Here is a 22,320-nt window from a genome sequence, read left to right on the forward strand (position 1 = left end):
GATTGCCTCCTAGCCACATCGGAGGTCTGATAGCTGCAACCCGAGGGCAGAGCGTCGTGGGTCAAGAGTCGGCTTGCCGATCCCGTAGGGACGCCATCGGCGCTCTTGATGCGTGCCGTGCTGGCCGTACGATCGGGCGGCAGGGGGACGGGGCTACCACGGTCAGACGCCACGCCATCGGACGATGCCGGCGCTTCTGGGGAACGGGGAATCTTGGCCGTCTCCGCGCGGGGTGGGCGAGGTTCGGCCTGGCCGAAGCTGGAAGGAGGGCGACTACGTGTTCACGACGAGCCTCGGGACGCCGTTTGAGCCTCGGAACATCAATCGGCACTTCGACAAGCTCTGTGCCTCGAGTGGAGTTCGGCGGATTCGATTCCACGACCTCCGACACTCCTGCGCCTCTCTGCTGTGGAGCCAGGGGTTCCGCTGGAGCAGATTCAGGACATCCTCGGGCACGAGGACCCACGCACGACGAAGACCATCTATGTCGACGTGGCGGAGGATCTTCAGCGGGGTGCTGTGGACAAGCTCGGGTTCCTGTTCGAGCAGGACGACGAGTGACGTTGGGGTCAGCCGTGGGGGTCAACCACCCTCAGAAACGCCAAAACCCCGGGTCACCCACCTGCGTGACCTGGGGTTTTGTTTGCGCGCTCGGAGGGATTCGAACCCCCAACCTTCTGATCCGTAGTCAGATGCTCTATCCGTTGAGCTACGAGCGCTGGACAACGTCGAGTAACGATACATGGGGGAGGTGGGTGGAGGCCAATCGGCCTCAGGGGGCGGGTCGGCAGGCACTCTGCTCGGCTGAGGCTGGCGGGTTGACCAGAAGGGGGCCGGCCAGCGGGCCCGTTGATCGGTCAGGAAGGACCGGTGCGTCGCTATGGTCGCGGGTATGGCGAGTCGACTGGTGCGGGGCACGGCGATCGCGTGCGGAGTGGCTGCCGTCGCGGGTGCGGGGTTCGGGTACGCGGTCGGGGAACCGGTGGAGCCCGAGGACATCCTCCCGGCCAGGACGTTGCCGGCCGACGTGTGTGCCCGGATCGGCGACGTGTCCGTGATGTTGCCCAAGGCATCTAGCGGTACGGCGCCCATCACCATGAACCAGGGTGGCACCGCCACGGTGACCTGTGAGGCGGCGGTCAGCCGGCAGCAGTCGAGCAGCTTCACCTCGGCGTCGGTGAAGGTGACGATCACGCCGTACGCGGGTGCGGACGCGGGGGCCGGGCAGCCGCCGTTCAGGCCGGAGCAGACCGCGAAGCGGGCCTTCGACCGGTCGCCGATGGACAAGGTGCCGGACCGGCAGTACCCGACCAAGTCGGCGCGGACCGTTCGGGGTGTGGCCGGTGAGTCGTTCACGGTCAAGACGCTGGTGCAGCGCGCGGACATCGTCGTTCAGGTCGAGTACACGGCCAGCCCGATCCAGGCGGACGTCGCGGAGCAGGCGGTGCTGGTGCTGGCGGACCGGGCCATCTGGGAGAGCAAATGAACAGCACGCCGGAGATCTCCGGGTACGAGTTCGACCAGCGGCTGTTGCATCACCCGCTCGCGGAGCTTTGGCGCGGCCGCAGCTTCACCGGAATGGAAGTGGTCGCGCTCGTGCTGAGCGACGCCGGCGCGAAGGACGCGGTGGTGCGCGACCGGCTGGTCCGCGCCGGCCGGGACGCCGCGCTCGACCCCGCGCAGCAGGAGACGCCGCTGTGGGCGGCGAACTTCAGCGCCACGCGCCCGTACGCGATCACCCAACTCATCCCCGGCCAGTCCGGCGCCGAGCGCCTGATCGACCCGCTCGACGGCATCCTCGGCAACGACGAGGAGTCGCTGCAGGCGGTCCGCACCCAGCTCAGCCAGTACGGCGCTCAGCCGCCGACCCAGCCGCCATCCGGCAACGGCTCCGTCCCGTCCTACGCACCCGCACCAGAAACAGGACCCGCTCCAGAAACGGACCCCGCTCCAGAAACGGGACTCGCAACACAAGCGGGACCCGCAACACAAGCGGTGGCACCACAAACCAAGCCCTCGAAGATCGACATCGCCCGGCAGTACCGCCGCAAGATCGGCGGCTGGATCTACCTGGTGGTCGCGGTCATCGTGCTGATCGTCTTCACGGTCACGTACTCCGTCGGCGCCGCGATCGGCAGTTCGGTCAAGGACGAGAAGCCCGACGCCGCGCCGCAGGCCGCGGTCAGCCCGTCCGCGTTCCCGTCGACCGTGCTGCTCCCGGCGTTCCGCAAGGTCACGACGGCGCCGTACCTCCGGCCCGACGGCGGCCCAGGGCTGTTCGGCGCGACCTACCCGGCCGGGACCGACCTGCAGGTGATCACCACGGCCGAACTCCCGTTCGCGATCGGCTGGCCGCGGCCGCCGGCGGTGTCGTACCTCGGCGAGTCGTCGACGATCGTCTACCGCCGGGTGCAGACCGATGACGGCGTGGGCAATCCGAGGCTCACGCCGGACCTGCGGATCGCGCTGCGTCCGTGCAAGGACCTGGCCGGCTGCCTGGCTGACCGGTCGTCGTTCGACCAGCAGTGGACCAAGGTCTTCAAGGCGCCGGTCCCGGCGACCGCGAAGGACAACCGGACCTGGCTCACGGTGAAGCAGACGAAGCCGTTCGCGCTGATGATGACGCGCGCGTTCAGCAGCGGTGGCCAGTGGTGGCTGGTCGGCGTCGCGGTCACCGGCGCGCCCGGTGAGGAGCAGACCGTGCAGCAGGTGCTGAACGACATCTGGCGGCAGACCAGCTGATCCGCCGCAAGATCTCCGCAACGGCCCGCGCGACGAGCGCGGGCCGTTCTCATTTTCACAAGGTTCACCGGAAAGCGATTGTCGCGAAAACTTTGTGACCGGGTTCACTTTCTGGTGGTTCACAGCCCTTGTGTCTGTCGCGTACCGTAGTACCACTTGCACACTGGTATACGCCCACTGGGCACACTGGTATGCGAGAGAGCACACCGCCAGCCAGCTGAATCGAACCGCCGGAGACCCCGGCGGCCGACGCCGTACCCCCCTCAGCGTCGAGGGGCCGGTCGGCCGCCGGGCCCGACAGCCGAGAGGGAATGAGCCGCCGATGACGACAACCGCCAGCCCGACCCATACCGAGACCACCGCCCCCGCAGCAGCCACGGACCCCCTCCCAGCCGTCGCCACGCAGTACGACCTGACCGATGCACCGACCCGCCACGCCGGCCTGCTGGCCTGGGTCGCCGAGGTCGCCGCATTGACCCAGCCCGACCGGATCCACTGGGTGGACGGCTCGGACGCGGAGTACGGCAAGCTCACCGGCGAGCTGATCGAGGCCGGGACCATGGTCCGGCTGAACGAGGAGAAGAAGCCGAACTCGTTCTGGGTTCGCACCGACCCCTCGGACGTGGCCCGGGTCGAGCAGCGGACGTTCATCTGCTCAGTCGACGAAGAAGACGCCGGTCCGACCAACAACTGGATGGACCCGGCCGAGATGAAGGCCCTGATGACGGGGCTGTACCGCGGCTCGATGCGCGGCCGGACGATGTACGTCGTCCCGTTCTGCATGGGCCCGTTGACCGCGGACACGCCGATGTTCGGGGTCGAGATCACCGACTCGGCGTACGTGGTCGCGTCGATGCGGATCATGGCCCGCACCGGTGCCGACGTACTGGCCAAGCTCGGCGAGGACGAGTTCTTCGTGCCGTGCCTGCACTCGGTCGGTGCGCCGCTGGAGGCCGGGCAGAAGGACGTGCCGTGGCCGTGCAACGACGAGAAGTACATCGTCCAGTTCCCCGAGGAGCGGGCGATCTGGTCGTACGGGTCCGGGTACGGCGGCAACTCGCTGCTGGGGAAGAAGTGCTACTCGCTCCGGATCGCCTCGGCGATCGCGCGGGACGAGGGCTGGCTGGCCGAGCACATGCTGATCCTGAAGTTGATCTCGCCGGAGAAGAAGGTCCACTACGTCGCGGCCGCGTTCCCGAGCGCGTGCGGCAAGACCAACCTGGCGATGCTCGACCCGACCCTGGAGGGCTGGGAGGTCGAGACGCTCGGCGACGACATCGCCTGGATGCGGTTCGGCGCGGACGGCCGCCTGTACGCCGTGAACCCGGAGTTCGGGCTGTTCGGCGTTGCCCCGGGTACCGGCTGGAAGACCAACCCGAACGCAATGCGCACGATCGAGAAGGGCAACTCGGTCTTCACCAACGTCGCGCTCACCGATGACGGCGACGTCTGGTGGGAGGGCTACTCACCCACGCCGCCGAACCACCTGACCGACTGGAAGGGCCGGGAGTGGACGCCGGACTCGGGTGAGCTGTCCAGCCACCCGAACAGCCGGTTCTGCACTCCGATCAAGCAGTGCCCGATCATCGCCGACGAGTACGACGACCCGAACGGCGTGCCGATCTCCGCGATCATCTTCGGCGGCCGCCGCGCCACCACGGTGCCGCTGGTGACCGAGTCTCGGGACTGGGCGCACGGCGTCTTCATGGGGGCGACGCTGTCGTCGGAGACCACCGCGGCCGCGGTCGGTCAGGTGGGCGTCGTCCGGCGTGACCCGATGGCGATGCTGCCGTTCCTCGGGTACGACGCGGGCAAGTACTTCGACCACTGGCTGACGGTCGGCAAGCAGCACGACGCGGCGCGGTTGCCGAAGATCTTCTACGTGAACTGGTTCCGCAAGGACGACGCGGGCAAGTTCGTGTGGCCGGGCTTCGGCGAGAACAGCCGGGTGCTGAAGTGGGTCATCGACCGGATCGAGGGCCAGGCCGACGCGGTCGAGACCCCGATCGGCCGGGTGCCCACCGCGGACGGCCTGGACGTCAGCGGTCTCGAGCTCACCGAGGACGAGCTGGACATCGCGCTCAAGGTCGACGCCGAGGAGTGGAAGGCCGAGATCCCGCTGATCGAGGAGTGGTTCGCCAAGCTCGGCGACACGGTCCCGACCACGCTGAAGGTCGAGCTCGACCACCTGAAGGCACGTCTCGGCTGACCGGACGCCGGCCGCCGAGTCGGAAGCCGGCGGCCGGCAGCACCGCGGCGCCCTGGGCCACCTCCCAGGGCGCCGCGCTGTGTCGTCAGGTCCGTTCGGCGAGCACCCGGCGTACTTCGTCGTCCGCGACCGGTGCGAAGTCGCGGTATGCCTGCCCGACGGCGGCGTAGTGCCGCGGGATCCACACGCACACGACCTCGTCGGCGATTGCCGACAATCGGTGGCAGCTGTCCGGACCACCCACCGGTACGGCGACGATCACCTTGGCCGGACCTTGTCGTCGTACCGCCTCGACCGCGGCTCGCATCGTCGAGCCGGTGGCGAGGCCGTCGTCGACCAGGATCACGACCCGGTCGCGTACGTCGACCGGCGGCCGGTCGCCGCGGTAGGCCTGCTCGCGCCGGCGCAGCTCGCGGATCTCGCGTTCGCGGACCGCCTCCAGAGTCCTCTCGTTGACACCCCGGAGTACTTGCTCGTTCCGCACGGTGTGCGTCTCGTCGCCGACGCCCGCGACCGCACCCATCGCGAGCTCAGGCTGACCCGGCAACCCGAGCTTCCGGACGATCAGTACGTCGAGCTCCGCGCCCAGCGACTCGGCGACCGGCGCGGCGACGGGCACACCGCCGCGCGCCAGGCCCAGCACCAGCACGGACCCGGCCACCTCGCCGAGCTCAGCTGCCAGCGCCCGCCCGGCGGCCGCCCGATCGGCGTACGGCCTCGTCATATCGCCATGATCTCGCGATATGCGTACGTTGGCCGCATGCAGATCCCGGACAGTGCACGGACCGTGCTGGAGTCCAACGCCCTCGGGCACCTGGTCACGATCAACCCCGACGGCAGCCCCCAGGTCTCGGTGATCTGCGTCGGGCTGGACGGTGACGAGATCATCGCCGCGCATGTGCCGAACAACCAGAAGGTGAAGAACATCCGGCGCGACGGCCGGGTGGTGCTGTCGGTCGAGACCAGCCGGATGAACGAGATGGGCCTGACCGAGTACCTGGTGATCAAGGGGACCGCCCGGATCACCGAGGGCGGTGCGGTCGACGTACTGCGCCGGCTCGCGAAGACGTACATCGGGCCGGACGCGGAGTTCCGGCCCGGTGACGACGTGCCGCCGGGGTACGTCACCCACATCACTGTCGACCGCATCAGCGGCGTCGGACCTTGGAGTTGAGTGCATGAAGATCGGTGTGATGCTTCCGTTGGGTGGCGAGGACGGACCTGACGGGGGGATGCCGGGGTGGCGGGATGTGCGGGCGGTTGCCGAGGCGGCTGATCAGAACGGGCTGGATTCGGTGTGGCTGGCGGATCACTTCTTGTACCGCGACCCGGACGGCCGGATGTACGGGATGCACGAGGCCTGGACGCTGCTGAGTGCGGTCGCGGCGAGCACGACCCGGGTCGAACTCGGGACCATGGTGCTGTGTGCGTCGTTCCGCGACCCCGGGCTGACCGCGAAGATGGCCGCGACGTTGGACGAGGTGTCCGGTGGGCGGCTGATCCTCGGCGTCGGGGCCGGCTGGCACGACCCGGAGTACGAGGCGTTCGGGCTGCCGACCGATCACCGGGTCGGCCGGTTCGAGGAGTGGCTCGAGATCGTGGCCCGGATGATCCGCGGCGAGACGGTCACCTTCGACGGGACCTACCACCATGTCAAGGAGGCTGTGCTCGACCCGGCACCCGCGCGGCGGATCCCGATCCTGGTCGCCGGGCACCGGCCGCGGATGATGCGACTCACCGCCGAGTGGGCCGACGCCTGGAACACCGCTTGGTACGGCGCTCCCGGTGAGAAGGTCGCGGAGCGACTCGGCACGCTCGAGGACGCGGTCCGGGCCGCAGGCAAGCAGGCGGGCTCCGTCGCGCCGACCGTCGGCTTCATCGTCCGCGACCCCGACCAGCCGAGCGTCCCGGACCCGGATCAGAACGCGTTCAGCGGCTCGATCCCCGAGCTCGCCGAGGCCCTCGCGGCGTACCAGAAACTCGGCGTCGACCACCTGATCGTCTCCCCCGAACCGATGACCCCGAAGACAGTCCAACGCATAGCCGAAGCCCGCCGGCTGATGAACAGCTGAGGCCGCTTTGCCGCCGGGAGGGTCCACCGGATAGTCTTGGCCGTCGTCGAGTCCCCCTGCGGGACCGTCGGAGGAGGCGTCGCCTAGTCCGGTCGATGGCGCCCGCCTGCTAAGCGGGTTGAGGGTAATCCCCTCTCGCGGGTTCAAATCCCGCCGCCTCCGCAGTACCCCCGAAGGCCGCCAGGACTCCTGGCGGCCTTCGTCGTTCCGGCGAACACTGCCCGTGTCGGGGGCGCCACCTTGGGAGAGTCGGCCGGGGTCTGTGTAATCTGGCGTGCGTCGACGGGGGTCGCCAGCATCACGTCAACCGAATTGCTGACCTGAGCGTCTGAAGTACCGTGGGCCGCTGCACACGCGGCCTGTGGACAGTCGCCACGTCGTCGATCAGGGAACGGAGCCATGTCGCGGAGCACTCGCGCAGCCGGACGGAGGTCCGCGCCCAGAGCCAACCGGTCCCGGCAGCGTTCGCATCGTGCCCGCACGGCGTCGAAGGCGATCGGTCTCACCCTCGTCAGCGCGCTGATCCCCGGCTCCGGGCTGGTGATGGGCGGCCGGAAGAAGGTCGGCGCGTTCGTGCTGACGATCAGCATCGGCCTGCTCGTGATCGCCGCGTACGTCGGCCTGACCCGGCGTGACTCGATCCTCGCGTTCGCGGTGTCGCCCCGCCAGTTGCTGATCGCGACGGCCGCGGTCGTCGTCCTCGGCATCGGCTGGATCTGGGTCGTGGTCGCCTCGCACAAACTGATCCGCCCGGTCAGCATGACCTACACCGGGCGGCTGGCCGGCTCCCTGTTCGTCGGGTTGCTCTGCTTCGCGATCGTCGTACCGACGACCGTGGCGGCGCAGACCGTGATGGCGCAGCGTGACCTGGTCGGCAGCGTGTTCCAGTCCGAGGGCAACTCCAAGAGCGCGACCCGGCCGAAGGTGGACAAGAAGGACCCGTGGGCGAAGACCCCGCGGCTGAATCTGCTGCTGCTCGGTGCCGACGACGGCGTCGGCCGGACCGGGGTCCGGACGGACACGGTGATGGTGGCGAGCATCGACACCAAGACCGGTGACACCGCGCTGATCTCGCTCAGCCGGAACTGGATGCGGATGCCGTTCCCGGAGGATTCGCCGCTGCACAAGTTCTACCCGGACGGCTACTACGACCCGAACGGCCCGGCCGAGCAGCCGGAGTACTACCTGGACTCGATGTACGAGAACGTCCCGAAGCAGCACCCGGGGGTCCTGGGCCAGACCGACAACGAGGGCGCGGACGTGGTCAAGCTCGCGGCCGGCGCGGCGCTCGGGCTGGACATCGACTACTACATGCAGGTCAACCTGGCCGGCTTCCGGCAGATCATCGACGCGGTCGGCGGCATCACCGTCAACGTCAACTACCGGGTCCCGATCGGCGGCGACTACGGCGACGGACCGGGGGCGAACAACGCGAAGAAGCCGTCCGGCTACATTGAGCCGGGCGCGAACCAGAAGCTCGACGGGTACCACGCTCTGTGGTTCGCCCGCGGCCGCTACGGCCTGAGCGACCCGTCCCGGCAGGAGCGGCAGCGCTGCACGATCCACGCGCTGGTGAACAGCGTGAACCCGGCCACCCTGGTGACGAAGTACCAGCAGATCGCCCAGGCCGGCAAGGAACTGCTGCGCACCGACATCCCGCAGGAGATCCTGCCGGCCTTCATCGAGCTCGGGCTCAAGGTGAAGAACGCGAACGTCTCGAACGTCGACCTGGACAAGAGCAAGAACTTCCCGTCCGGCCAGAACCCGAAGTACGAGGCGATGCAGGAGATCGTCGCGAAGGCGATCGAGCCGAAGACCAAGCCGGTCGCGTCCACCCCGTCGAACAAGCCGACGAAGAAGCCGACCAGCGGATCGACCAAGAAGACCCCGAACCCCGCCGTGACGCCGGGCGCGACCGAGAACCTGAACGACGCCTGCGCCTACAACCCGTCCCAGTCCGGGAACTGACGGCAGCATCCGGCCACCACGTCGGAGACCGAAGCCTTCTGACCAGGCGTTCGGTCCCGGATGAGATCCTGGTGCGATGCGTACGACGTACCGGATGCGGGCGGGACGGTTCCTCGGGATCCTGGCCGCCGGGCTGATCATTCTCGGTGTTGCCGCGATCGTGTGGGCCTTCGGCCTGCCGGACGTGGTGGTGTCTGTGTTCCTCACCCTGGGCGGACTGGTGGTCCTCGGTGGTCTGTGGATCCTGGTCTGGCCGCCGGTGGTCGCGAAGGTGCGCGACCGCGACATCGAGGTACGCGGCGTCCGGACGACGTGGACGGACATCACCCAGGTCGGACGGGTCGAGACCACCCACGGCGAGGCGATCGTCCTGCGCACCAAGCAGCCGGACCACACCGTCCTGCTGCCGGTCGGCTGGCTGCGTCCCGGTCGGGCCGCGCAGCTGGAGACCACGCTGCGGGACCGGCTGAACGCCGCGCACGGTTACACGATCTGGGACGGGACTGCCCCGGACGACGACGATCGCGCAGAATGAAGCGACCCTGACCCTGAGGAGTGCCTGTGCTGTCCTTCGAGCTGTCGTACGACGAACTGATCGCCTACCAGGGCACGAATCCCCGGCCGGAGGACTTCGACCAGTTCTGGGACAAGGCGTTGCTCGAGCTGGGCGCGGTCGACCCCGACACCGAGTTCGCCGACGCGACCGACTTCCCGCTGACCACGGCGACCGCGCAGCACCTGTACTTCACCGGCACCGGCGGCTACCGGGTTCACGCGAAGGTGATTCGCCCGGCCGAACCCACGGGCCCGGCCGTGCTGATCTTCCACGGGTACGGCGGTGAGCAGCCGAGTTGGGTCGACCTGCTGCCGTACGCCGCGCGCGGGTTCACTGTGGCCGCGCTGGATGTGCGTGAGCAGGTGGGGTACCGGACCGAGTCGCAGGCGGCGAACAGCTTCTCGCTGCACAACCACCTGGTGCACGGTCTCGACGACGGGCCGGACGGGCTGCTGTACAAGCACGTGTTCCTGGACGCCCGGCGGCTCGCGGACATCATCGCCGGTCTGCCCGAGGTGGACGAGACGCGGATGGCGACGACCGGGTGGAGCCAGGGTGGCGGACTCAGTCTCGTCGCCGCTGCACTGACGCCAGGGATCAAGTACGTCGCGAGCGTGTTCCCGTTCCTGTGCGACTACCAGCGGGCCTGGGATCTCAACCTGGAGACGAATCCGTACGACGAGATCACCACCTGGTTCCGGAAGCGGGATCCGCGGCATCTGCGCCAGGACGAGGTGTTCACGACTCTCGGCTACATCGACGTACAGAATCTGGCGCCGCGGATCCGGGCCGAGGTGACGTTGTTCGTCGGACTCGAGGATCAGGTGTGTCCGCCGTCGACGCAGTTCGCGGCGTACAACAAGATCACGTCGTCCAAGGACGTCCGGGTGTACCCGGACTTCGGGCACGACGACCTGCCGGGGGCGCTCGACGACATCTTCCAACTGATCGGCGCGAAGCTCTGACCACGCTCAAAATCCTCGGCACCGCCGCGCCGTATCCACAGCCGGACCGCCCGTGTTCCGGCTACCTCCTCCGGGCCGGCGGCGCTCAGGTCTGGGTGGACGCGGGTCCTGGTTCACTCGCCGAGCTCCTGCGCCACACCACCCTGGCCGAATTGGACGCCGTCTGGCTGTCGCACTTGCACCTCGACCACATCGGCGACCTGCTCAACGCGTACTACGCCTTGGCGTACGGCGAACTCCCCGCGCGATCGCCGTTGCCCGTGTATGCGCCGGCGGAGTTGGGTGCTCGGCTGGCCGGGTTCTTCGCGCAGCCGGACCCCGGTGTGTTCAGCGACGTACTGGACCTTCGGCCGCTGTCGGACGGTCATCAGGTGCAGCTCCGCGATCTGCAGCTGACCAGCCGGGCCGTTGAGCACGGCTGCGAGGCTTACGCCCTCCGCGCCGAGTCGTCCGGGCACACGTTCGTCTATTCCGGCGACTGCGCTCCCTGCCCTGCCCTCGACGCGATCGCCGCCGACGCGGACCTCTTGCTCTGCGAAGCCAACGACCCCTACCCCACGGCGGTCCACCACACCCCGTTCCAAGCCGGCGACCTGGCCCACCGCACCAACACCAAGCACCTCGTAGTCACCCATGTCGGCCCGCTCCTCGACCGCACCCATGCGACCGACGAGGCAGCCGACTCCTTCGGCGGCCCAACCACCACCGCCGAAGTCGGTTCTACCTTGGCCTTCTGAAGGTCTCGCCGGGCACCGGTTCCGCTGCGGACGCCTAGCTCGGCGGGATCTGCTTCCTGCGTGCGCGTCCGACCGTCGGGAGGTTCGTGTCGAGGGTCTTGAAGCCGAGCGACAGGAGGATGCCCAGGACAACGACCAGGAGGGCGTTGCGGAGGGCCGCGGCGAGGCCGATGTCGGTGACATCGAGGAAGGGGTAGGGGTACCAGTCGGTGAAGGCGCCCTGGACGAAGATGTAGACGAGCCAGGCGATCGGCCAGATGAAGGCGGGCGGGATGGTGCGCCAGGTCATCCGGGGTCGCGGGCCCAGCACGAGCCACGCGGCCAGCGTCGCCCACGGCGAGATGTAGTGGAACCCGATGGTCGCAACCAGCGCAGCTCCGGTCAGGTGGAGCTTCGGCGCCAGCACGATCGCGAACACCAGACCGGTGATCACGATTCCGAGCAACGAGTCCAGCCGGACGACGCGCCATACCGTCCCGTCTCGATCAGGACGCCGTACCAGGGCCAGCGCGACAGCCAGCACGATCAGGTTGCTCTGGATCGTGAAGAAGCTGAACAGCCGCCACAACCGGACCCCGACGGACTCGCCGGACTCTCCTGAGTTGGCGTCCGCCCCACCCGTGAAGATCAGCACGAGTTGGATGACCAGCGAGGCAAGGATCACCGCCGCGATGAGGCCTTGCCACCACCGCGACACCCTGTCGGTCCGGCTACTCACAGCTCTCATTCTGCAACCCGCAGTACCTCAGGTCCCTGTCCCACGCCGCAGATCCGAGCCAGGCGTTGGTCAGCTCGGGATCCAGGTGGGCCACCAGGGTGGGACGTTGCCGGGGCAGGTGCCGGGGGCGGTGGCGGGGGTGCCTTGCCAGGAGAAGAGGGCCAGGTCGGCGATGGTGATGGCGATGGCGGCGGCGATCAGGGAGAAGAGGAACGCCTTGCCGGCATAGCGGAAGACGATGGTGAACAGGACGAGGTTCACGATCAGGGCGAGCGGGAGGCCGAGGAACAGCAGGGTGAGGCCGTTGGGGACGCTGCCGGCGACGTCGACGTTGCACGCCTTCCACGCGCGCGACGTGATCACGACCAGCCCGAACGCCGCTCCGCCACCCACGACCACCGCAAGGAACGACTCGCCCTTGCTCCCCTTCACAGCCAACGCCATGAGGATCACCGTATGTGATCCAGGCGTCAGTAGCGCCACCGCAGCGCGCGGACCCGGGCCTCCAGTGACAGCTCACCCAGCGATTTCGCGTCATGACGCCGTACGGCGAGGAACGGCTCGACAATCGCATCCCCCAGAGCAGCGCGAATGACCTCCGACCGCTCGAGCGCCGTCAGCGCGTCCTCCAACGTCAGCGGCAACCGAGGCGGCCGCTCCGCCTCCGGGTACGTCACCGGGTCGCGGTCCAAGCCGTCCGGCAGCACCGCCTTCTGCTCGAGCCCGTTCAAGGCGGCAGCCAGCACGGACGCGGCCGACAGGTAGGCGTTGCCCGACGGGTCGCCGATCTTGATCTCGAAGTTCGCAGACCCCGGCCGACTGGTCACGCTGCCCGGCACGTACCGCAGCGCCGCCTCCCGATTCTCGGGCCCCCAGCAAGCAAATGCACCCGCCCAGTTCCCCGGCACCCGCCGATCCGCGCTCACCACGCTAGGCGCGAGTACGCCGGTCAACCCGTCGAGCTCACCCAGTACGCCGGCCATCAACTGCCGCCCATGCTCAGATGGACCGCCCTCATCCCCGAACGGCCGGCCACCCAGTGAAGCCGAGAAGTGGATGTGCGCCCCGTTCCCCACGAACCCGGCCACCGTGATCGGCGCGAACGACACCAGCAACCCATGCGCCCTTGCCACCCGATGGACAACGAGCCGGGCGAGCTGCGACTGGTCGGCCGCAGCCAACGGCGACGCCGGCGGAAGCGCCACCTCGACCTGACCTTGCGCGTACTCCGGATGCAGCTGCTCAGCCGGCACCCCGGCCGCATCGAGCGCCTCGAGCAACTCGACCGCGAAGTCCTCGATCGTCAGCGCGGCGAGTACGCCGTACGCCGGCCCGATCGTCGCGGCCCTCGGATCATCGGCGTCACCGCTGAACACGGTGAACTCCAGCTCGAATCCGAGCTTCACATCGAGCCCGGCCGCGACCGCCCGCTCCTCCTGCCGCCGCAGGGCGGAGCGCTGGCAGATGTCCACCGGCTCGTGGTCCTGGGACAGCTGATCGGCCGGAGCCCAGTAGACACGACGGTCCGGGCCGAGCGGCGCGACCGAACGGAGGTCCGGCATCAGCCGGTTGTCGCCGACCGGCCCGTTGACCAGCGGCGACGTGGTGATCGCGTCGTCGGTGCACATCAGCGCGAACACGGGCGACAGCCCGATCCCGTCGCGCACCGCGGCCCGCACCCGTGCCGCCGGCACCGTCTTGGCCCGGGTGATCCCAGCGTTGTCGACCATGGACGTGATCAGCATCCGCAGGCCACCGTCAAGCAGGGCGTTGACCGGGTCCGCAGGCGTCAAGCTGTCGGTGACAGACATGCAGCCTTTCGTACCACAGGACACTAGAACGGCGGCTGGTCCGTCAGCTTCAGCAGCCACTCGGCCTGGTCGCCGTCGAGCAAGGGCCCGTCGAATGCGTCGGGGAAGAGACGTCCCCACGACACGGCCCGGCCGATGGATCCGAGACGCCAGGCCAGGCTGGCGGCACGACGGAGTTCGGGCAGGGTATGGCCGTCGGCGGTCCAGGGCTCGAGGTAGGCGTCCCGCAGCCGGGGGATGATGTCGTCGCCGTAGCTGCCGGCGGCGTGCCGCGCCGTGACGAGCAGGCTGCAGAACGGATGCGAGACGGCAGCGTCACCCCAGTCGAAGAAGGTGAAGCGTCCGTCGACCGGCGCGAAGATCTGGCCGTCATGCAGGTCGGCGTGGTCGAGCGAGTCGGTGATACCGATCGCGGCGAGCTCGTCGCACCAGTCGAGCAGCCGGGGCCGCAGCTCGTCCAGGACCTTGCGGTCGGCGGGCTGCAGTGACTGGTTCGCGGTCACGGTCTGGTCGAAGATCGTCGGCAGGATGGCGAGCCGTGCATCGGGCACCCCGAGGGCCACGAGCTCGTCGGCCTGCGGGACCAGGGTCCGCTGGAACTCGGCGTACTGACCGACGACCTGCTCCCACGTTCGTTCGTCGCCTGGGTACTGGCGGAGGATGGAACCGCCATCGGGAAGCAGTGACCAGCCCCGCGTCGAGTCCACCGCGTACGGCGTGAGCACGTGCCCGGGCGCCCACCGGGCCAGCGCCTCGGTCAGTCCGGCCTCGAACCGGCTCGCGGGCGGATTCGCCTTGAACCACAGTCGCCGCCCCACCTCGAACCGCACGATCACAGACCACGGCCGCACCCGCACCCACCGAGGCCCGCGCTCCTGCCACCCCAAGGCTGCAATGTGCGCTTCCACCCACGCGAACGCCGAGGCACGCCACTCCCTGTCGTCCCATGGCGTCCGTGCGTCGGCGTACTTGCCCCGATCAACCTGCATCCGCACACCTCATCACACCGACCACTGGTCGCGGCACTGGATAATCGGCGCATGAGTGCGTATCGGGTCGGCATCTCCGGCTGGCGGTATCCGCCGTGGCGGAAGGTGTACTACCCGGAGGGACTGCCGCAGCGGGCCGAGTTGGAGTACGTCTCGCGGCGGCTGAACTCGATCGAGTTGAACGGCTCGTTCTACTCGCTGCAGCGGCCGTCGTCGTACCAGAAGTGGTACGACGAGACGCCCGACGACTTCGTGTTCACCCTGAAGGGGCCGCGGTTCGTCACGCATATGAAGAAGCTGGCCGACGTGGACGCGCCGCTGGCCAACTTCTTCGCCTCCGGAGTCCTTGCGCTCGGCAACAAACTCGGACCGGTGCTGTGGCAACTCCCGCCGACTCTCGGGTACGACGAGGAGCGGTGCGCGAACTTCTTCGCGGCGTTGCCGCGGACCACGGCGGAGGCGGCGGAAGTTGCCAAAGGCCACGACGAGCGGATGGAGGGCCGGGCGCTGCTGGAGAGTACCGTCGACCTCCCGCTCCGGCACGCGATCGAAGTTCGGCACGCAAGCTTCGAGACCACCGGCTTCATCGACCTGCTTCGCGAGCACGGCGTCGCGCTGGTCTGCGCGGACACGGCCGGCAAGTGGCCGATGCTCGACGACGTGACGGCGGATTTCGTGTACGTCCGGCTGCACGGCGCCGACGAGCTCTACACCAGCGGGTACGACGACGAGTCGCTCGACCGCTGGGCCGCGAAGATCCGCACCTGGCACCAGGGCGGTACGCCGGCCGACGGCAGGACGATCGGGAAATCCACAGCGAAGCGCCGCCGCCGGGACGTGTACACCTACTTCGACAACGACGCCAAGGTTCGCGCGCCGTTCGACGCGGAGGGGCTGTCCCGCCGGCTCGGGATTACTTCGGCCGGGACCGAAGGATCACAGCCTTAGCGTGATCGCATGACTGAGAACCCCGGAGTACTGGTGGAGCAGGCGGTCGAACGCTCGCTCCGGTTGGTCCCGACCTGGCCGGCGTGGGACGGGCAACCGCTCACCTCCGACGACGGCCGCACGTTCACACCGCACAAGGCCGTCCGCCGGATCGCCGATCACCTGGTCGACCACCTGGCCGAGGTCGAGGCGCTCCTCGCCGGCGTACCGACGCAGCCGGACGAGTGGCATGCGAGCGCGCTCACCTCCGCGGCCGACCTGGCGCCGTTCACCGCCGAGGACGTGCAGGAGGCCGAGCAGCGCCTGCGTCGGCTCGGGCGGACGTTCACCCTGCGGTACGCCGCGGTCGACCCGGCCGAGTGGGACAAGGACCGCGGCGCCAACTGGACCCTCCGCCAGATCGCCGAGCACCTGGTCGAACTCGACTGGTACGCCGAGCAGGTCGGCGACCTGTCCTAGAGGGTCGAGCCCGTGCAGCTCGACAGGAGGTGTCCGCTCAATGCGTCGACCGAGATGGCCTGACGAGCGTGACGGATGCCTGCCGCCGGTGACACCTCCTGTCGAGCTGCACGGACCCCATCAGAAGAGCCGGACGCCGACCGGCTCTTCCAGGTCGAGGAGGAACTGCTTGCGCTTGAGGCCGCCGGCGTACCCGGTCAGTGAGCCGTTCTTACCGACCACCCGGTGGCACGGGACGACGATCGACAGTGGGTTCTGCCCGACCGCCTTCCCGACCTGCTGGGCCAGCGTGCGATCCCCGAGCCGTTCCGCGATCTCGCCGTACGACGAGGTCGCGCCGTACGGGATCTCCTCGAGGATCGACCAGACGCGGCGCTGGAACTCGTCGCCGCGCAGGACGGTCGGGACGTCGAAGCTGGTCCGCTCCCCGGCGAGGAACTCGTCGAGTTGGCGGGCCGCCTCGGACAGCAGCGGGTCGGTGGCTTCGACCTGCTCACCGAGGGTCTCCGGCGTCGGCTTCACCCAGTGGTGCGGGAAGTAGACGCCGGCCAGGGCGTTGTCCGAGGCGACCAGGGTGAGGTCCCCGATCCGGGTGCTGACAATCGCGTGCCTGTTCATGCATATGGAACGGATCCGCACCCGGACGTGTGAGGCCTCAGGAGCCGACGCGCTCCCGGGTCCGGCGCCGGAACTCCCGGCCGACCTGCACCGCCTCGTGGCGGTGCAGCTCAGTGACCGCGATGCCTGCGGCACCGTCCGTCTCGGCCACCAGCTCACCCTGCGGGTCGATCACGCCCGACATCACACCTGCTGCCGGATTGGCCGGCACAGCCAGGCTCACCCAGCATGTATTCATCACGGCGTACCCGCGGGCGTGGGTCGGCACGACCTCGTTCCCCGTGGAGCCAGTGGTCGAATACGACACCAGTACGGCGTCGACGCCGAGCCGGTCGTACTCCGTGAACACCTCAGGGAACAGGACGTCGAGCCCGAGCGAGAGGCCGAACCGGTAGCCGTCGATCTCGAAGGTCACCGGCTCGGTGCCCGGGGTGTACATCCAGGTGAGCTTGGTGGCCGACAACATGCGTTCGTCGTACCGAGCGACCACTGTGCCCTGGTCGGAGACGACGTACATGCTGTTGTGCGGCCGGGTCGGAGCGGGCAGTCGGTGCACCGAGGGGATCACGGTCCAGATCTCCAGCTCACCCGAGAGCGCGGTGATGCGGTCCAGCTCCTCCTGCAGCACGGTCCACTCGGCCTTGCTCCAGTCGCTCGGCCCGATCTCGTCCGGGCCGAGCTCGGACATCACGCGCTTGCTCGGGAAGCACAGCGCGCCTTCGGTGAAGTGCACCAGGCGGGCACCGGCCTCGGCAGCCTGCGTCATCAGGCCGCGGATCTCCGCCCCGCTTTCGCGGAGCAGGGCGGCGTTCGTCGGGTCTTCGTGCACCGTCGACTGGGCGACGGCAATTCGTAGGGTGTTGTCCGGCATCTCGTCTCCTGACGGAGTAGGACGGAAGTGCCGGAGGGCAGCCGTGTAGGACTCGCCCGTTTTGGCGGCGCGGGCTCGGACCCGCAGCTTGAAGTTCCTGTGCGCTGTCATCTGGCCTTCCACGCACTCGCACGCGATCCCCCAGCGATCCCGTCCGAGGCGGCTGACCAGGACGAGCGGCCCGAGACAGGAAGTCCCTTTGCCTTCTCGTGTGACCAGGCTGGGGCCGGTCGACGAAGGTGAGGCGCGGGCCGCGCCGGGACCACATCCTTGCTGACCGACTGCCGGTGGTCAAACACCACCGGCATAAAGTCGGACTCGCACGCGGTTGTCATCGGAGTACGACGTAGGCGACGTTTGGGAGCTAAGGGTGAGCATTCGAGTCGGGTACAAGGCGTCGGCGGAACAGTTCGGGCCGCGGGAGCTGGTGGAGTACTCGGTCCGGGCGGAGGAGCTCGGGCTCGACAGCGTGACGGTGTCGGACCACTTCCTGCCGTGGCGGCACGAGGGTGGTCACGCTCCCTTCGCGCTGGCCTGGCTGGCGGCGGTCGGCGAGCGGACGAACCGGGTGCTGCTCGGTACGTCGGTGCTGACGCCGACCTTCCGGTACAACCCGGCGGTGATCGCGCAGGCGTTCGCCACGCTGGGCGAGCTGTACCCGGGCCGCGTGATGCTCGGCGTCGGCACCGGCGAGGCGCTGAACGAGATCGCCGTGTCGGGCATGGAGTGGCCCGAGTTCAAGGAGCGGTTCGCCCGGCTGCGGGAGTCGGTGCAGCTGATCCGCGACCTGTGGACGAAGGACGGCGTCAGCTCCGAGGGCCCGTACTACAAGACTGTCGACGCGTTCATCTACGACCGGCCCGAGACGCCGCTCAAGGTGTACGTCGCCGCCGGTGGACCGCTGGTCGCCAGGTACGCCGGTCGCGCGGGCGACGGGTTCATCGCGACCTCCGGCAAGGGCATGGACCTCTACACCGACAAGCTGATCCCGGCGGTGAAGGAAGGCGCGGAGAAGGCCGGCAAGACGTTCGAGGACATCGACCGGATGCTCGAGGTCAAGGTGTCCTACGACCGCGACCCGGCGCAGGCGCTGGAGAACACGCGGTTCTGGGCCCCGCTGTCGCTGACGCCGGAGCAGAAGCACAGCGTCACGAGCGCGACCGAGATGGAGCGGCTCGCCGACGAGTTGCCGATCGAGCAGGTCGCGCAGCGCTGGATCGTCGCGTCCGACCCCGACGAGGTCGTGAAGCAGCTCCAGCCGTACCTCGACGCCGGCTTCAACCACTTCGTCGTACACGGCCCGGGGCAGGACCAGGAGCGATTCCTGACCCAGTTCACCACCGACGTCCTTCCGTTGCTGCGCAAGCTGGGCTGACAATCGCAGAATGGGCGATCACGAGATTGTGCAGGAAGGTGACCCGCGGTGTGCCGAGCTGGAGGCAGCCGGCTACCGCGTGGTCGCCGAGTCCTGGGCAGTCCGCCTGCACGACCCGGACCGTGAGCTGCTCGAATCAGCAGTACGACGAGCCACCGCCGGCGGCCTGAGCATCCGGGAGCTGGGTCCGGAGTCGGCGGAGTTGCTGCACGCCTTGGAGAAGTCCAACGAGTCCGACTACCCGTACACGCCGGCGACGCATCGCGTGGTCGGAGACCTGGCCACGGTCCGCGCGCTGTGGCCGGAGCACCGGGTGTTCGGGGCCTTCGACGGCTCCCGCTTGGTCGGTGCGACGGCCATCCGATCACACGAGGGCTTCGGCGATACCAGGTTCACCTCGGTGCTGTCGACGCACCGCCGTCGCGGTGTCGCCCAGGCAGTGAAGGCTGCCTCGATCCTCGCCTTCCTCGACGTCGGCATCACGCGGTTCAGCACCGGCGGCGCTGCTGCGAACGTCGGCAGCCTGCGCGCGAACGAGTCCCTCGGGTACACGCTGACGGAGCGCTGGCGCACGTACCAGCTCTGATAACTCGCATGCGGGTGACCGGCGCCTCGGCTTAGGGTGCGGCGGTGACTTTTCGGCTGGCGGCGTACGCCGTGTGCATCGAGGACGGGCGCGTGCTGGTCGCGCGGTACGTGTCGCCGCTGACCGGCGCGAGCAACTGGACGTTTCCCGGCGGTCGGGTCGAGCAATCGGAGGATCCGTTCGATGCGGTGATCCGGGAGGTCGCGGAGGAGACCGGCTGCGATGCCGTGGTGGAGCGCCTGCTCGGCGTGGACTCCCGGGTGATTCCCGCGAGCGAGGCGAACGCGGGTGTCGAGCACCAGAACGTCGGCATCTTCTACCAGGTCCGGATCACCGGCGGCGAGTTGCGGCCGGAGCCGGGCGGCGACATCGCGGAGTCGGTGTGGACGCCGATCCCGGACGTGGCCGGGCTGCAGCGGTCATCGTTGGTCGATGTCGGCCTGGCCCTCGCCCAGACCCGGCCGCCCACCGGGCACGTTCCGCCCGTCCCGACCGGCGGCCTCATCCAGCATTAGCGCAGGTCGTCAGAGAGGGCTTTGGCGGCTTGGGTGAGGAGGGGCACTGCCCGGTCGACCAGTGCCTCGGTCATGCGGCCGGCGGGGCCTGAGATCGACATGGCGAGGCGGGACGGGGCGTCGGGCACGGCGACCGCGACGCAGCGAACGCCGAGTTCTTGCTCGCCCTCGTCGGTGGCGTACCCGTGCTCCTCGGCCTTGCGCAGTTGGGCTGTGAACGAGTCCGGATCGGTGATGGTGTTGTCGGTGTGCCTGGGCATGCCGGTGCGGTGCAGCAGTTCGCGGACCTCGGCCTCGGGGAGCTGGGCGAGGATCGCCTTGCCGACCGCCGTGCAGTGCGGCAGGACGCGGCGACCGACCTCGGTGAACATCCGCATCGAGTGCCGGGACGGGACCTGCGCGAGGTACACGATCTGGTCGCCGTCGAGCATCGCCATGTTCGCCGACTCGCCGAGGTCATCGACCAGCCGGGCCAGATGCGGCCGGGCCCAGACACTCAGCATGTGGGACGAACTCTCGCCGAGCCGGATCAGCTTCGGGCCGAGCACGTACTGCCGCGACGGCTCCTGGCGCAGGTAGCCGAGGTCGACCAGAGTACGAACCAGCCGGTGGATCGTCGGCAGCGGCAGACCGGAGGCGTTGGCCAGTTGGGACAGACCCATCATCCCGCCCGCGTCGGCCATGGTTTCGAGCAGGCCGAAGGCGCGCTCGATCGACTGCACACTGCCGGTGCGCGCCTTGCCGCCGTTCGCTTCCGCCACGGGTCCCCGCCTCTCTTTCCGGATCACGGAAGTTTAGCCCCAGATCTCGGAAGGCCAGTGCCATTGCGTCTTCCGCACAGTAGATATTAGTCTCCGCAATACGGAAAAGACAGTCTTGGAGGCGCACATGGGCCTGGATGACCTGGTCGGCGAGCTGGATCGGCGCCTGGCGGAGGCCGACGCGGCGCTCGCCGCGGAGTACCCGGGCGACCGCGGTATCCGCCAGCCCGTGCACACCGTCTACGTCCCGGCCGATCGGTACGACGCCCGCACGGTGGCCGACTGGGGAGCCAGAGCCCGCGCCGCGCTCGGCGAGTACGGCGCCTCCGCCGCGCAACTGGCCGAGGCGCTCGGCCTGTTGCCGGTCCCGACAGGCGACCCTGGGCCGGCGCTCACGGAGGAGCTGTACGAACTGGTTCGGGCCAAGCTCGAGCGGGAGCCGATCGAGGATCTTCGGATCGACTTCGAGGACGGCTACGGGACCAGGCCGGACGATCAGGAGGACGCGGCCGCCGTGGCCGCGGCCCGATCCCTCGCGGAGACCGTGACCGCCGGCGTCGCCCCGCCGTACCACGGGCTGCGGATCAAATCGCTGGAAGCGCCGAGCCGGCGACGTGGTGTACGGACGCTGGACCTGTTCGTCCGTGAACTGGGCGGCGCGCTGACCGAGGGCTTCGTGATCACGCTGCCGAAGGTGACCTCGGTCGAGCAGGTCGAGGCGATGATGCTCGTGCTCGACTCGGTCGAAGCCGAGCGCGGAGCACCGGGCGGATCACTGAAGTTCGAGATCCAGGTCGAGACGCCGCAGTCGATCCTCGGTTCCGACGGCACTGCCCTGGTGGCCCGGATGATCAAAGCGGGTGCGGGCCGAGTGACCGGACTTCACTACGGCACGTATGACTACTCGGCCTCGTTGGGGGTTGCCGCGGCGTACCAGAGCATGGAGCATCCGGTCGCCGACCACGCCAAGGACGTCATGCAACTGGCCGCGGCCGGGACGGGTGTCTTCGTGTCCGACGGCTCGACAAATGTGCTCCCGGTCGGCTCGGCTGACGCCGTCCACGCGGCCTGGCGACTCCACCTGCGGCTGGTACGGCGTTCGCTCGGTCGCGGGATCTACCAGGGCTGGGACATGCATCCCGCCCAGCTGCCGACGCGATTCGTTGCGAACTATCTCTTCTACCGCGAGGGTCTGGAGACGGCGGCGGCTCGCCTGCGCGCGTACTTGGGTCAAGGCGACTCGGGCTACCTGGACGAGCCGGCGACGGCCGCGGCTCTCGCGGGCTTCGTCCTGCGCGGGATGGAGTGTGGTGCTGTCGACCAGGCGGAAGTCGACAAACTGATCGGCGTCGACACCGCGGGCCTGGCCAAGTTGGCGCGTCGCCCGCTGCGGTCGTGACCCACCGGCCCGCTGGTCGCT

Annotated in this window: 24 protein-coding genes, 2 tRNA genes and 1 pseudogene; 18 read left to right on the top strand and 9 right to left on the bottom strand. The window is 68.8% G+C overall.

Features of this window, described 5'->3' with window-relative positions; genetic code table 11:
- Positions 1 to 184 precede the first annotated feature (184 nt).
- Both ACIBG5_RS07865 and ACIBG5_RS07870 read left to right on the top strand, forming a co-directional pair.
- Positions 185 to 364 (top strand): annotated as a pseudogene (locus ACIBG5_RS07865) (hypothetical protein); the annotation flags it as partial.
- 44 nt (positions 365 to 408) lie between these two features.
- Positions 409 to 561 carry a hypothetical protein gene (locus ACIBG5_RS07870; protein ID WP_396390780.1) on the top strand — a complete coding sequence of 51 codons (153 nt, stop codon included), beginning with the start codon at positions 409 to 411 and terminating at the stop codon, positions 559 to 561.
- A gap of 85 nt (positions 562 to 646) precedes the next feature.
- Here the strand turns inward: ACIBG5_RS07870 and ACIBG5_RS07875 are convergent.
- A tRNA-Arg gene (locus ACIBG5_RS07875) sits at positions 647 to 719 on the bottom strand.
- 173 nt (positions 720 to 892) lie between these two features.
- Between ACIBG5_RS07875 and ACIBG5_RS07880 the strand changes: the two genes are divergently transcribed.
- The 3 genes from ACIBG5_RS07880 (at position 893) to ACIBG5_RS07890 (ending at position 4,951) form a co-directional block, all read left to right on the top strand.
- The gene (locus tag ACIBG5_RS07880; RefSeq protein WP_396390781.1) at positions 893 to 1,486 is read left to right on the top strand and encodes a hypothetical protein; all 594 of its coding nucleotides are present in this window, start codon (positions 893 to 895) and stop codon (positions 1,484 to 1,486) included.
- On the top strand, positions 1,483 to 2,742 hold the full coding sequence (locus ACIBG5_RS07885) for a hypothetical protein (RefSeq protein ID WP_396390782.1): 1,260 nt from the start codon (positions 1,483 to 1,485) through the stop codon (positions 2,740 to 2,742). Before ACIBG5_RS07880 ends, ACIBG5_RS07885 begins: the two co-directional genes overlap by 4 nt.
- A 322-nt stretch (positions 2,743 to 3,064) precedes the next feature.
- On the top strand, positions 3,065 to 4,951 hold the full coding sequence (locus ACIBG5_RS07890; protein ID WP_396390783.1) for a phosphoenolpyruvate carboxykinase (GTP): 1,887 nt from the start codon (positions 3,065 to 3,067) through the stop codon (positions 4,949 to 4,951).
- Positions 4,952 to 5,036: 85 nt separating this feature from the next.
- On the opposite strand, the gene ACIBG5_RS07895 is transcribed toward ACIBG5_RS07890, so the two are convergent.
- A complete protein-coding gene (locus tag ACIBG5_RS07895) occupies positions 5,037 to 5,675 on the bottom strand; it encodes a phosphoribosyltransferase (protein ID WP_396390784.1) in 639 nt (212 codons plus the stop codon).
- Between the two features lie 36 nt (positions 5,676 to 5,711).
- On the opposite strand from ACIBG5_RS07895, the gene ACIBG5_RS07900 reads away from it, so the two are divergent.
- The 7 genes from ACIBG5_RS07900 to ACIBG5_RS07930 all read left to right on the top strand — a co-directional run bounded on the left by ACIBG5_RS07900 (position 5,712) and on the right by ACIBG5_RS07930 (position 11,249).
- Positions 5,712 to 6,125 carry a PPOX class F420-dependent oxidoreductase gene (locus ACIBG5_RS07900; protein WP_396390785.1) on the top strand — a complete coding sequence of 138 codons (414 nt, stop codon included), beginning with the start codon at positions 5,712 to 5,714 and terminating at the stop codon, positions 6,123 to 6,125.
- 4 nt (positions 6,126 to 6,129) lie between these two features.
- The gene (locus ACIBG5_RS07905; protein WP_396390786.1) at positions 6,130 to 7,023 is read left to right on the top strand and encodes an LLM class flavin-dependent oxidoreductase; all 894 of its coding nucleotides are present in this window, start codon (positions 6,130 to 6,132) and stop codon (positions 7,021 to 7,023) included.
- A gap of 72 nt (positions 7,024 to 7,095) precedes the next feature.
- Positions 7,096 to 7,185, top strand: a tRNA-Ser gene (locus ACIBG5_RS07910).
- Positions 7,186 to 7,422: 237 nt separating this feature from the next.
- On the top strand, positions 7,423 to 8,991 hold the full coding sequence (locus tag ACIBG5_RS07915; RefSeq protein ID WP_396390787.1) for an LCP family protein: 1,569 nt from the start codon (positions 7,423 to 7,425) through the stop codon (positions 8,989 to 8,991).
- Positions 8,992 to 9,067: 76 nt separating this feature from the next.
- The gene (locus ACIBG5_RS07920; protein WP_360437102.1) at positions 9,068 to 9,526 is read left to right on the top strand and encodes a hypothetical protein; all 459 of its coding nucleotides are present in this window, start codon (positions 9,068 to 9,070) and stop codon (positions 9,524 to 9,526) included.
- 26 nt (positions 9,527 to 9,552) lie between these two features.
- Complete coding sequence (locus ACIBG5_RS07925) at positions 9,553 to 10,512, top strand: acetylxylan esterase (protein ID WP_396390788.1); 960 nt, start codon at positions 9,553 to 9,555, stop codon at positions 10,510 to 10,512.
- Positions 10,513 to 10,523: 11 nt separating this feature from the next.
- Complete coding sequence (locus tag ACIBG5_RS07930) at positions 10,524 to 11,249, top strand: MBL fold metallo-hydrolase (RefSeq protein ID WP_396392022.1); 726 nt, start codon at positions 10,524 to 10,526, stop codon at positions 11,247 to 11,249.
- Between the two features lie 34 nt (positions 11,250 to 11,283).
- On the opposite strand, the gene ACIBG5_RS07935 is transcribed toward ACIBG5_RS07930, so the two are convergent.
- From ACIBG5_RS07935 to ACIBG5_RS07950, 4 genes are all read right to left on the bottom strand, one after another.
- Entirely contained in the window at positions 11,284 to 11,967 is a 684-nt protein-coding gene (locus ACIBG5_RS07935; protein WP_396390789.1) for a Pr6Pr family membrane protein, read from the bottom strand.
- Between the two features lie 69 nt (positions 11,968 to 12,036).
- The gene (locus tag ACIBG5_RS07940; protein ID WP_360437094.1) at positions 12,037 to 12,411 is read right to left on the bottom strand and encodes a hypothetical protein; all 375 of its coding nucleotides are present in this window, start codon (positions 12,409 to 12,411) and stop codon (positions 12,037 to 12,039) included.
- Positions 12,412 to 12,437: 26 nt separating this feature from the next.
- Complete coding sequence (locus ACIBG5_RS07945) at positions 12,438 to 13,778, bottom strand: glutamine synthetase (RefSeq protein WP_396390790.1); 1,341 nt, start codon at positions 13,776 to 13,778, stop codon at positions 12,438 to 12,440.
- A gap of 23 nt (positions 13,779 to 13,801) precedes the next feature.
- The gene (locus ACIBG5_RS07950; RefSeq protein ID WP_396390791.1) at positions 13,802 to 14,767 is read right to left on the bottom strand and encodes a phosphotransferase; all 966 of its coding nucleotides are present in this window, start codon (positions 14,765 to 14,767) and stop codon (positions 13,802 to 13,804) included.
- A gap of 51 nt (positions 14,768 to 14,818) precedes the next feature.
- Between ACIBG5_RS07950 and ACIBG5_RS07955 the strand changes: the two genes are divergently transcribed.
- Positions 14,819 to 15,715 (top strand): DUF72 domain-containing protein, encoded by an 897-nt coding sequence (locus ACIBG5_RS07955; RefSeq protein WP_396390792.1) that lies wholly within the window; start codon positions 14,819 to 14,821, stop codon positions 15,713 to 15,715.
- 9 nt (positions 15,716 to 15,724) lie between these two features.
- Positions 15,725 to 16,174 (top strand): hypothetical protein, encoded by a 450-nt coding sequence (locus ACIBG5_RS07960; RefSeq protein WP_396390793.1) that lies wholly within the window; start codon positions 15,725 to 15,727, stop codon positions 16,172 to 16,174.
- Positions 16,175 to 16,294: 120 nt separating this feature from the next.
- Here ACIBG5_RS07960 and ACIBG5_RS07965 read toward each other — a convergent pair whose 3' ends face one another.
- Both ACIBG5_RS07965 and ACIBG5_RS07970 read right to left on the bottom strand, forming a co-directional pair.
- The gene (locus ACIBG5_RS07965) at positions 16,295 to 16,792 is read right to left on the bottom strand and encodes a methylated-DNA--[protein]-cysteine S-methyltransferase (protein ID WP_396390794.1); all 498 of its coding nucleotides are present in this window, start codon (positions 16,790 to 16,792) and stop codon (positions 16,295 to 16,297) included.
- 37 nt (positions 16,793 to 16,829) lie between these two features.
- On the bottom strand, positions 16,830 to 17,774 hold the full coding sequence (locus tag ACIBG5_RS07970) for a carbon-nitrogen hydrolase family protein (protein ID WP_396390795.1): 945 nt from the start codon (positions 17,772 to 17,774) through the stop codon (positions 16,830 to 16,832).
- Positions 17,775 to 18,033: 259 nt separating this feature from the next.
- Between ACIBG5_RS07970 and fgd the strand changes: the two genes are divergently transcribed.
- The 3 genes from fgd to ACIBG5_RS07985 are packed head-to-tail and all read left to right on the top strand — an operon-like array spanning position 18,034 to position 20,139.
- Positions 18,034 to 19,038 (top strand): glucose-6-phosphate dehydrogenase (coenzyme-F420), encoded by a 1,005-nt coding sequence (gene fgd / locus ACIBG5_RS07975; RefSeq protein ID WP_396390796.1) that lies wholly within the window; start codon positions 18,034 to 18,036, stop codon positions 19,036 to 19,038.
- Positions 19,039 to 19,048: 10 nt separating this feature from the next.
- Positions 19,049 to 19,624, top strand: coding sequence for a hypothetical protein (locus ACIBG5_RS07980; protein ID WP_396390797.1), 576 nt, complete (start codon positions 19,049 to 19,051; stop codon positions 19,622 to 19,624).
- 44 nt (positions 19,625 to 19,668) lie between these two features.
- Positions 19,669 to 20,139 carry an NUDIX hydrolase gene (locus ACIBG5_RS07985; RefSeq protein ID WP_396390798.1) on the top strand — a complete coding sequence of 157 codons (471 nt, stop codon included), beginning with the start codon at positions 19,669 to 19,671 and terminating at the stop codon, positions 20,137 to 20,139.
- Here ACIBG5_RS07985 and ACIBG5_RS07990 read toward each other — a convergent pair.
- Entirely contained in the window at positions 20,136 to 20,900 is a 765-nt protein-coding gene (locus ACIBG5_RS07990; RefSeq protein WP_396390799.1) for an IclR family transcriptional regulator, read from the bottom strand. The genes ACIBG5_RS07985 and ACIBG5_RS07990 overlap by 4 nt on opposite strands.
- Positions 20,901 to 21,027: 127 nt before the next feature.
- On the opposite strand from ACIBG5_RS07990, the gene ACIBG5_RS07995 reads away from it, so the two are divergent.
- The gene (locus ACIBG5_RS07995) at positions 21,028 to 22,299 is read left to right on the top strand and encodes a DUF6986 family protein (protein ID WP_396390800.1); all 1,272 of its coding nucleotides are present in this window, start codon (positions 21,028 to 21,030) and stop codon (positions 22,297 to 22,299) included.
- Positions 22,300 to 22,320: the final 21 nt, after the last annotated feature.

It is taken from the genome of Kribbella sp. NPDC050241 (assembly GCF_044459685.1).
Lineage (GTDB): Bacteria > Actinomycetota > Actinomycetes > Propionibacteriales > Kribbellaceae > Kribbella.

What these genes read in the sequence shown, in the direction of transcription:
- ACIBG5_RS07905 (WP_396390786.1), top strand. Translation starts at nt 6,130, where the DNA reads ATGAAGATCGGTGTGATGCTTCCGTTGGGTGGCGAGGACGGACCTGAC.
- ACIBG5_RS07895 (WP_396390784.1), bottom strand. Translation starts at nt 5,675, where the DNA reads ATGACGAGGCCGTACGCCGATCGGGCGGCCGCCGGGCGGGCGCTGGCA.
- ACIBG5_RS07965 (WP_396390794.1), bottom strand. Translation starts at nt 16,792, where the DNA reads ATGAACAGGCACGCGATTGTCAGCACCCGGATCGGGGACCTCACCCTG.
- ACIBG5_RS07980 (WP_396390797.1), top strand. Translation starts at nt 19,049, where the DNA reads ATGGGCGATCACGAGATTGTGCAGGAAGGTGACCCGCGGTGTGCCGAG.
- ACIBG5_RS07940 (WP_360437094.1), bottom strand. Translation starts at nt 12,411, where the DNA reads ATGGCGTTGGCTGTGAAGGGGAGCAAGGGCGAGTCGTTCCTTGCGGTG.
- ACIBG5_RS07950 (WP_396390791.1), bottom strand. Translation starts at nt 14,767, where the DNA reads ATGCAGGTTGATCGGGGCAAGTACGCCGACGCACGGACGCCATGGGAC.
- ACIBG5_RS07900 (WP_396390785.1), top strand. Translation starts at nt 5,712, where the DNA reads ATGCAGATCCCGGACAGTGCACGGACCGTGCTGGAGTCCAACGCCCTC.
- ACIBG5_RS07890 (WP_396390783.1), top strand. Translation starts at nt 3,065, where the DNA reads ATGACGACAACCGCCAGCCCGACCCATACCGAGACCACCGCCCCCGCA.
- ACIBG5_RS07970 (WP_396390795.1), bottom strand. Translation starts at nt 17,774, where the DNA reads ATGACAGCGCACAGGAACTTCAAGCTGCGGGTCCGAGCCCGCGCCGCC.
- ACIBG5_RS07955 (WP_396390792.1), top strand. Translation starts at nt 14,819, where the DNA reads ATGAGTGCGTATCGGGTCGGCATCTCCGGCTGGCGGTATCCGCCGTGG.
- ACIBG5_RS07885 (WP_396390782.1), top strand. Translation starts at nt 1,483, where the DNA reads ATGAACAGCACGCCGGAGATCTCCGGGTACGAGTTCGACCAGCGGCTG.
- ACIBG5_RS07920 (WP_360437102.1), top strand. Translation starts at nt 9,068, where the DNA reads ATGCGTACGACGTACCGGATGCGGGCGGGACGGTTCCTCGGGATCCTG.
- ACIBG5_RS07915 (WP_396390787.1), top strand. Translation starts at nt 7,423, where the DNA reads ATGTCGCGGAGCACTCGCGCAGCCGGACGGAGGTCCGCGCCCAGAGCC.
- ACIBG5_RS07995 (WP_396390800.1), top strand. Translation starts at nt 21,028, where the DNA reads ATGGGCCTGGATGACCTGGTCGGCGAGCTGGATCGGCGCCTGGCGGAG.
- ACIBG5_RS07960 (WP_396390793.1), top strand. Translation starts at nt 15,725, where the DNA reads ATGACTGAGAACCCCGGAGTACTGGTGGAGCAGGCGGTCGAACGCTCG.
- ACIBG5_RS07880 (WP_396390781.1), top strand. Translation starts at nt 893, where the DNA reads ATGGCGAGTCGACTGGTGCGGGGCACGGCGATCGCGTGCGGAGTGGCT.
- ACIBG5_RS07945 (WP_396390790.1), bottom strand. Translation starts at nt 13,778, where the DNA reads ATGTCTGTCACCGACAGCTTGACGCCTGCGGACCCGGTCAACGCCCTG.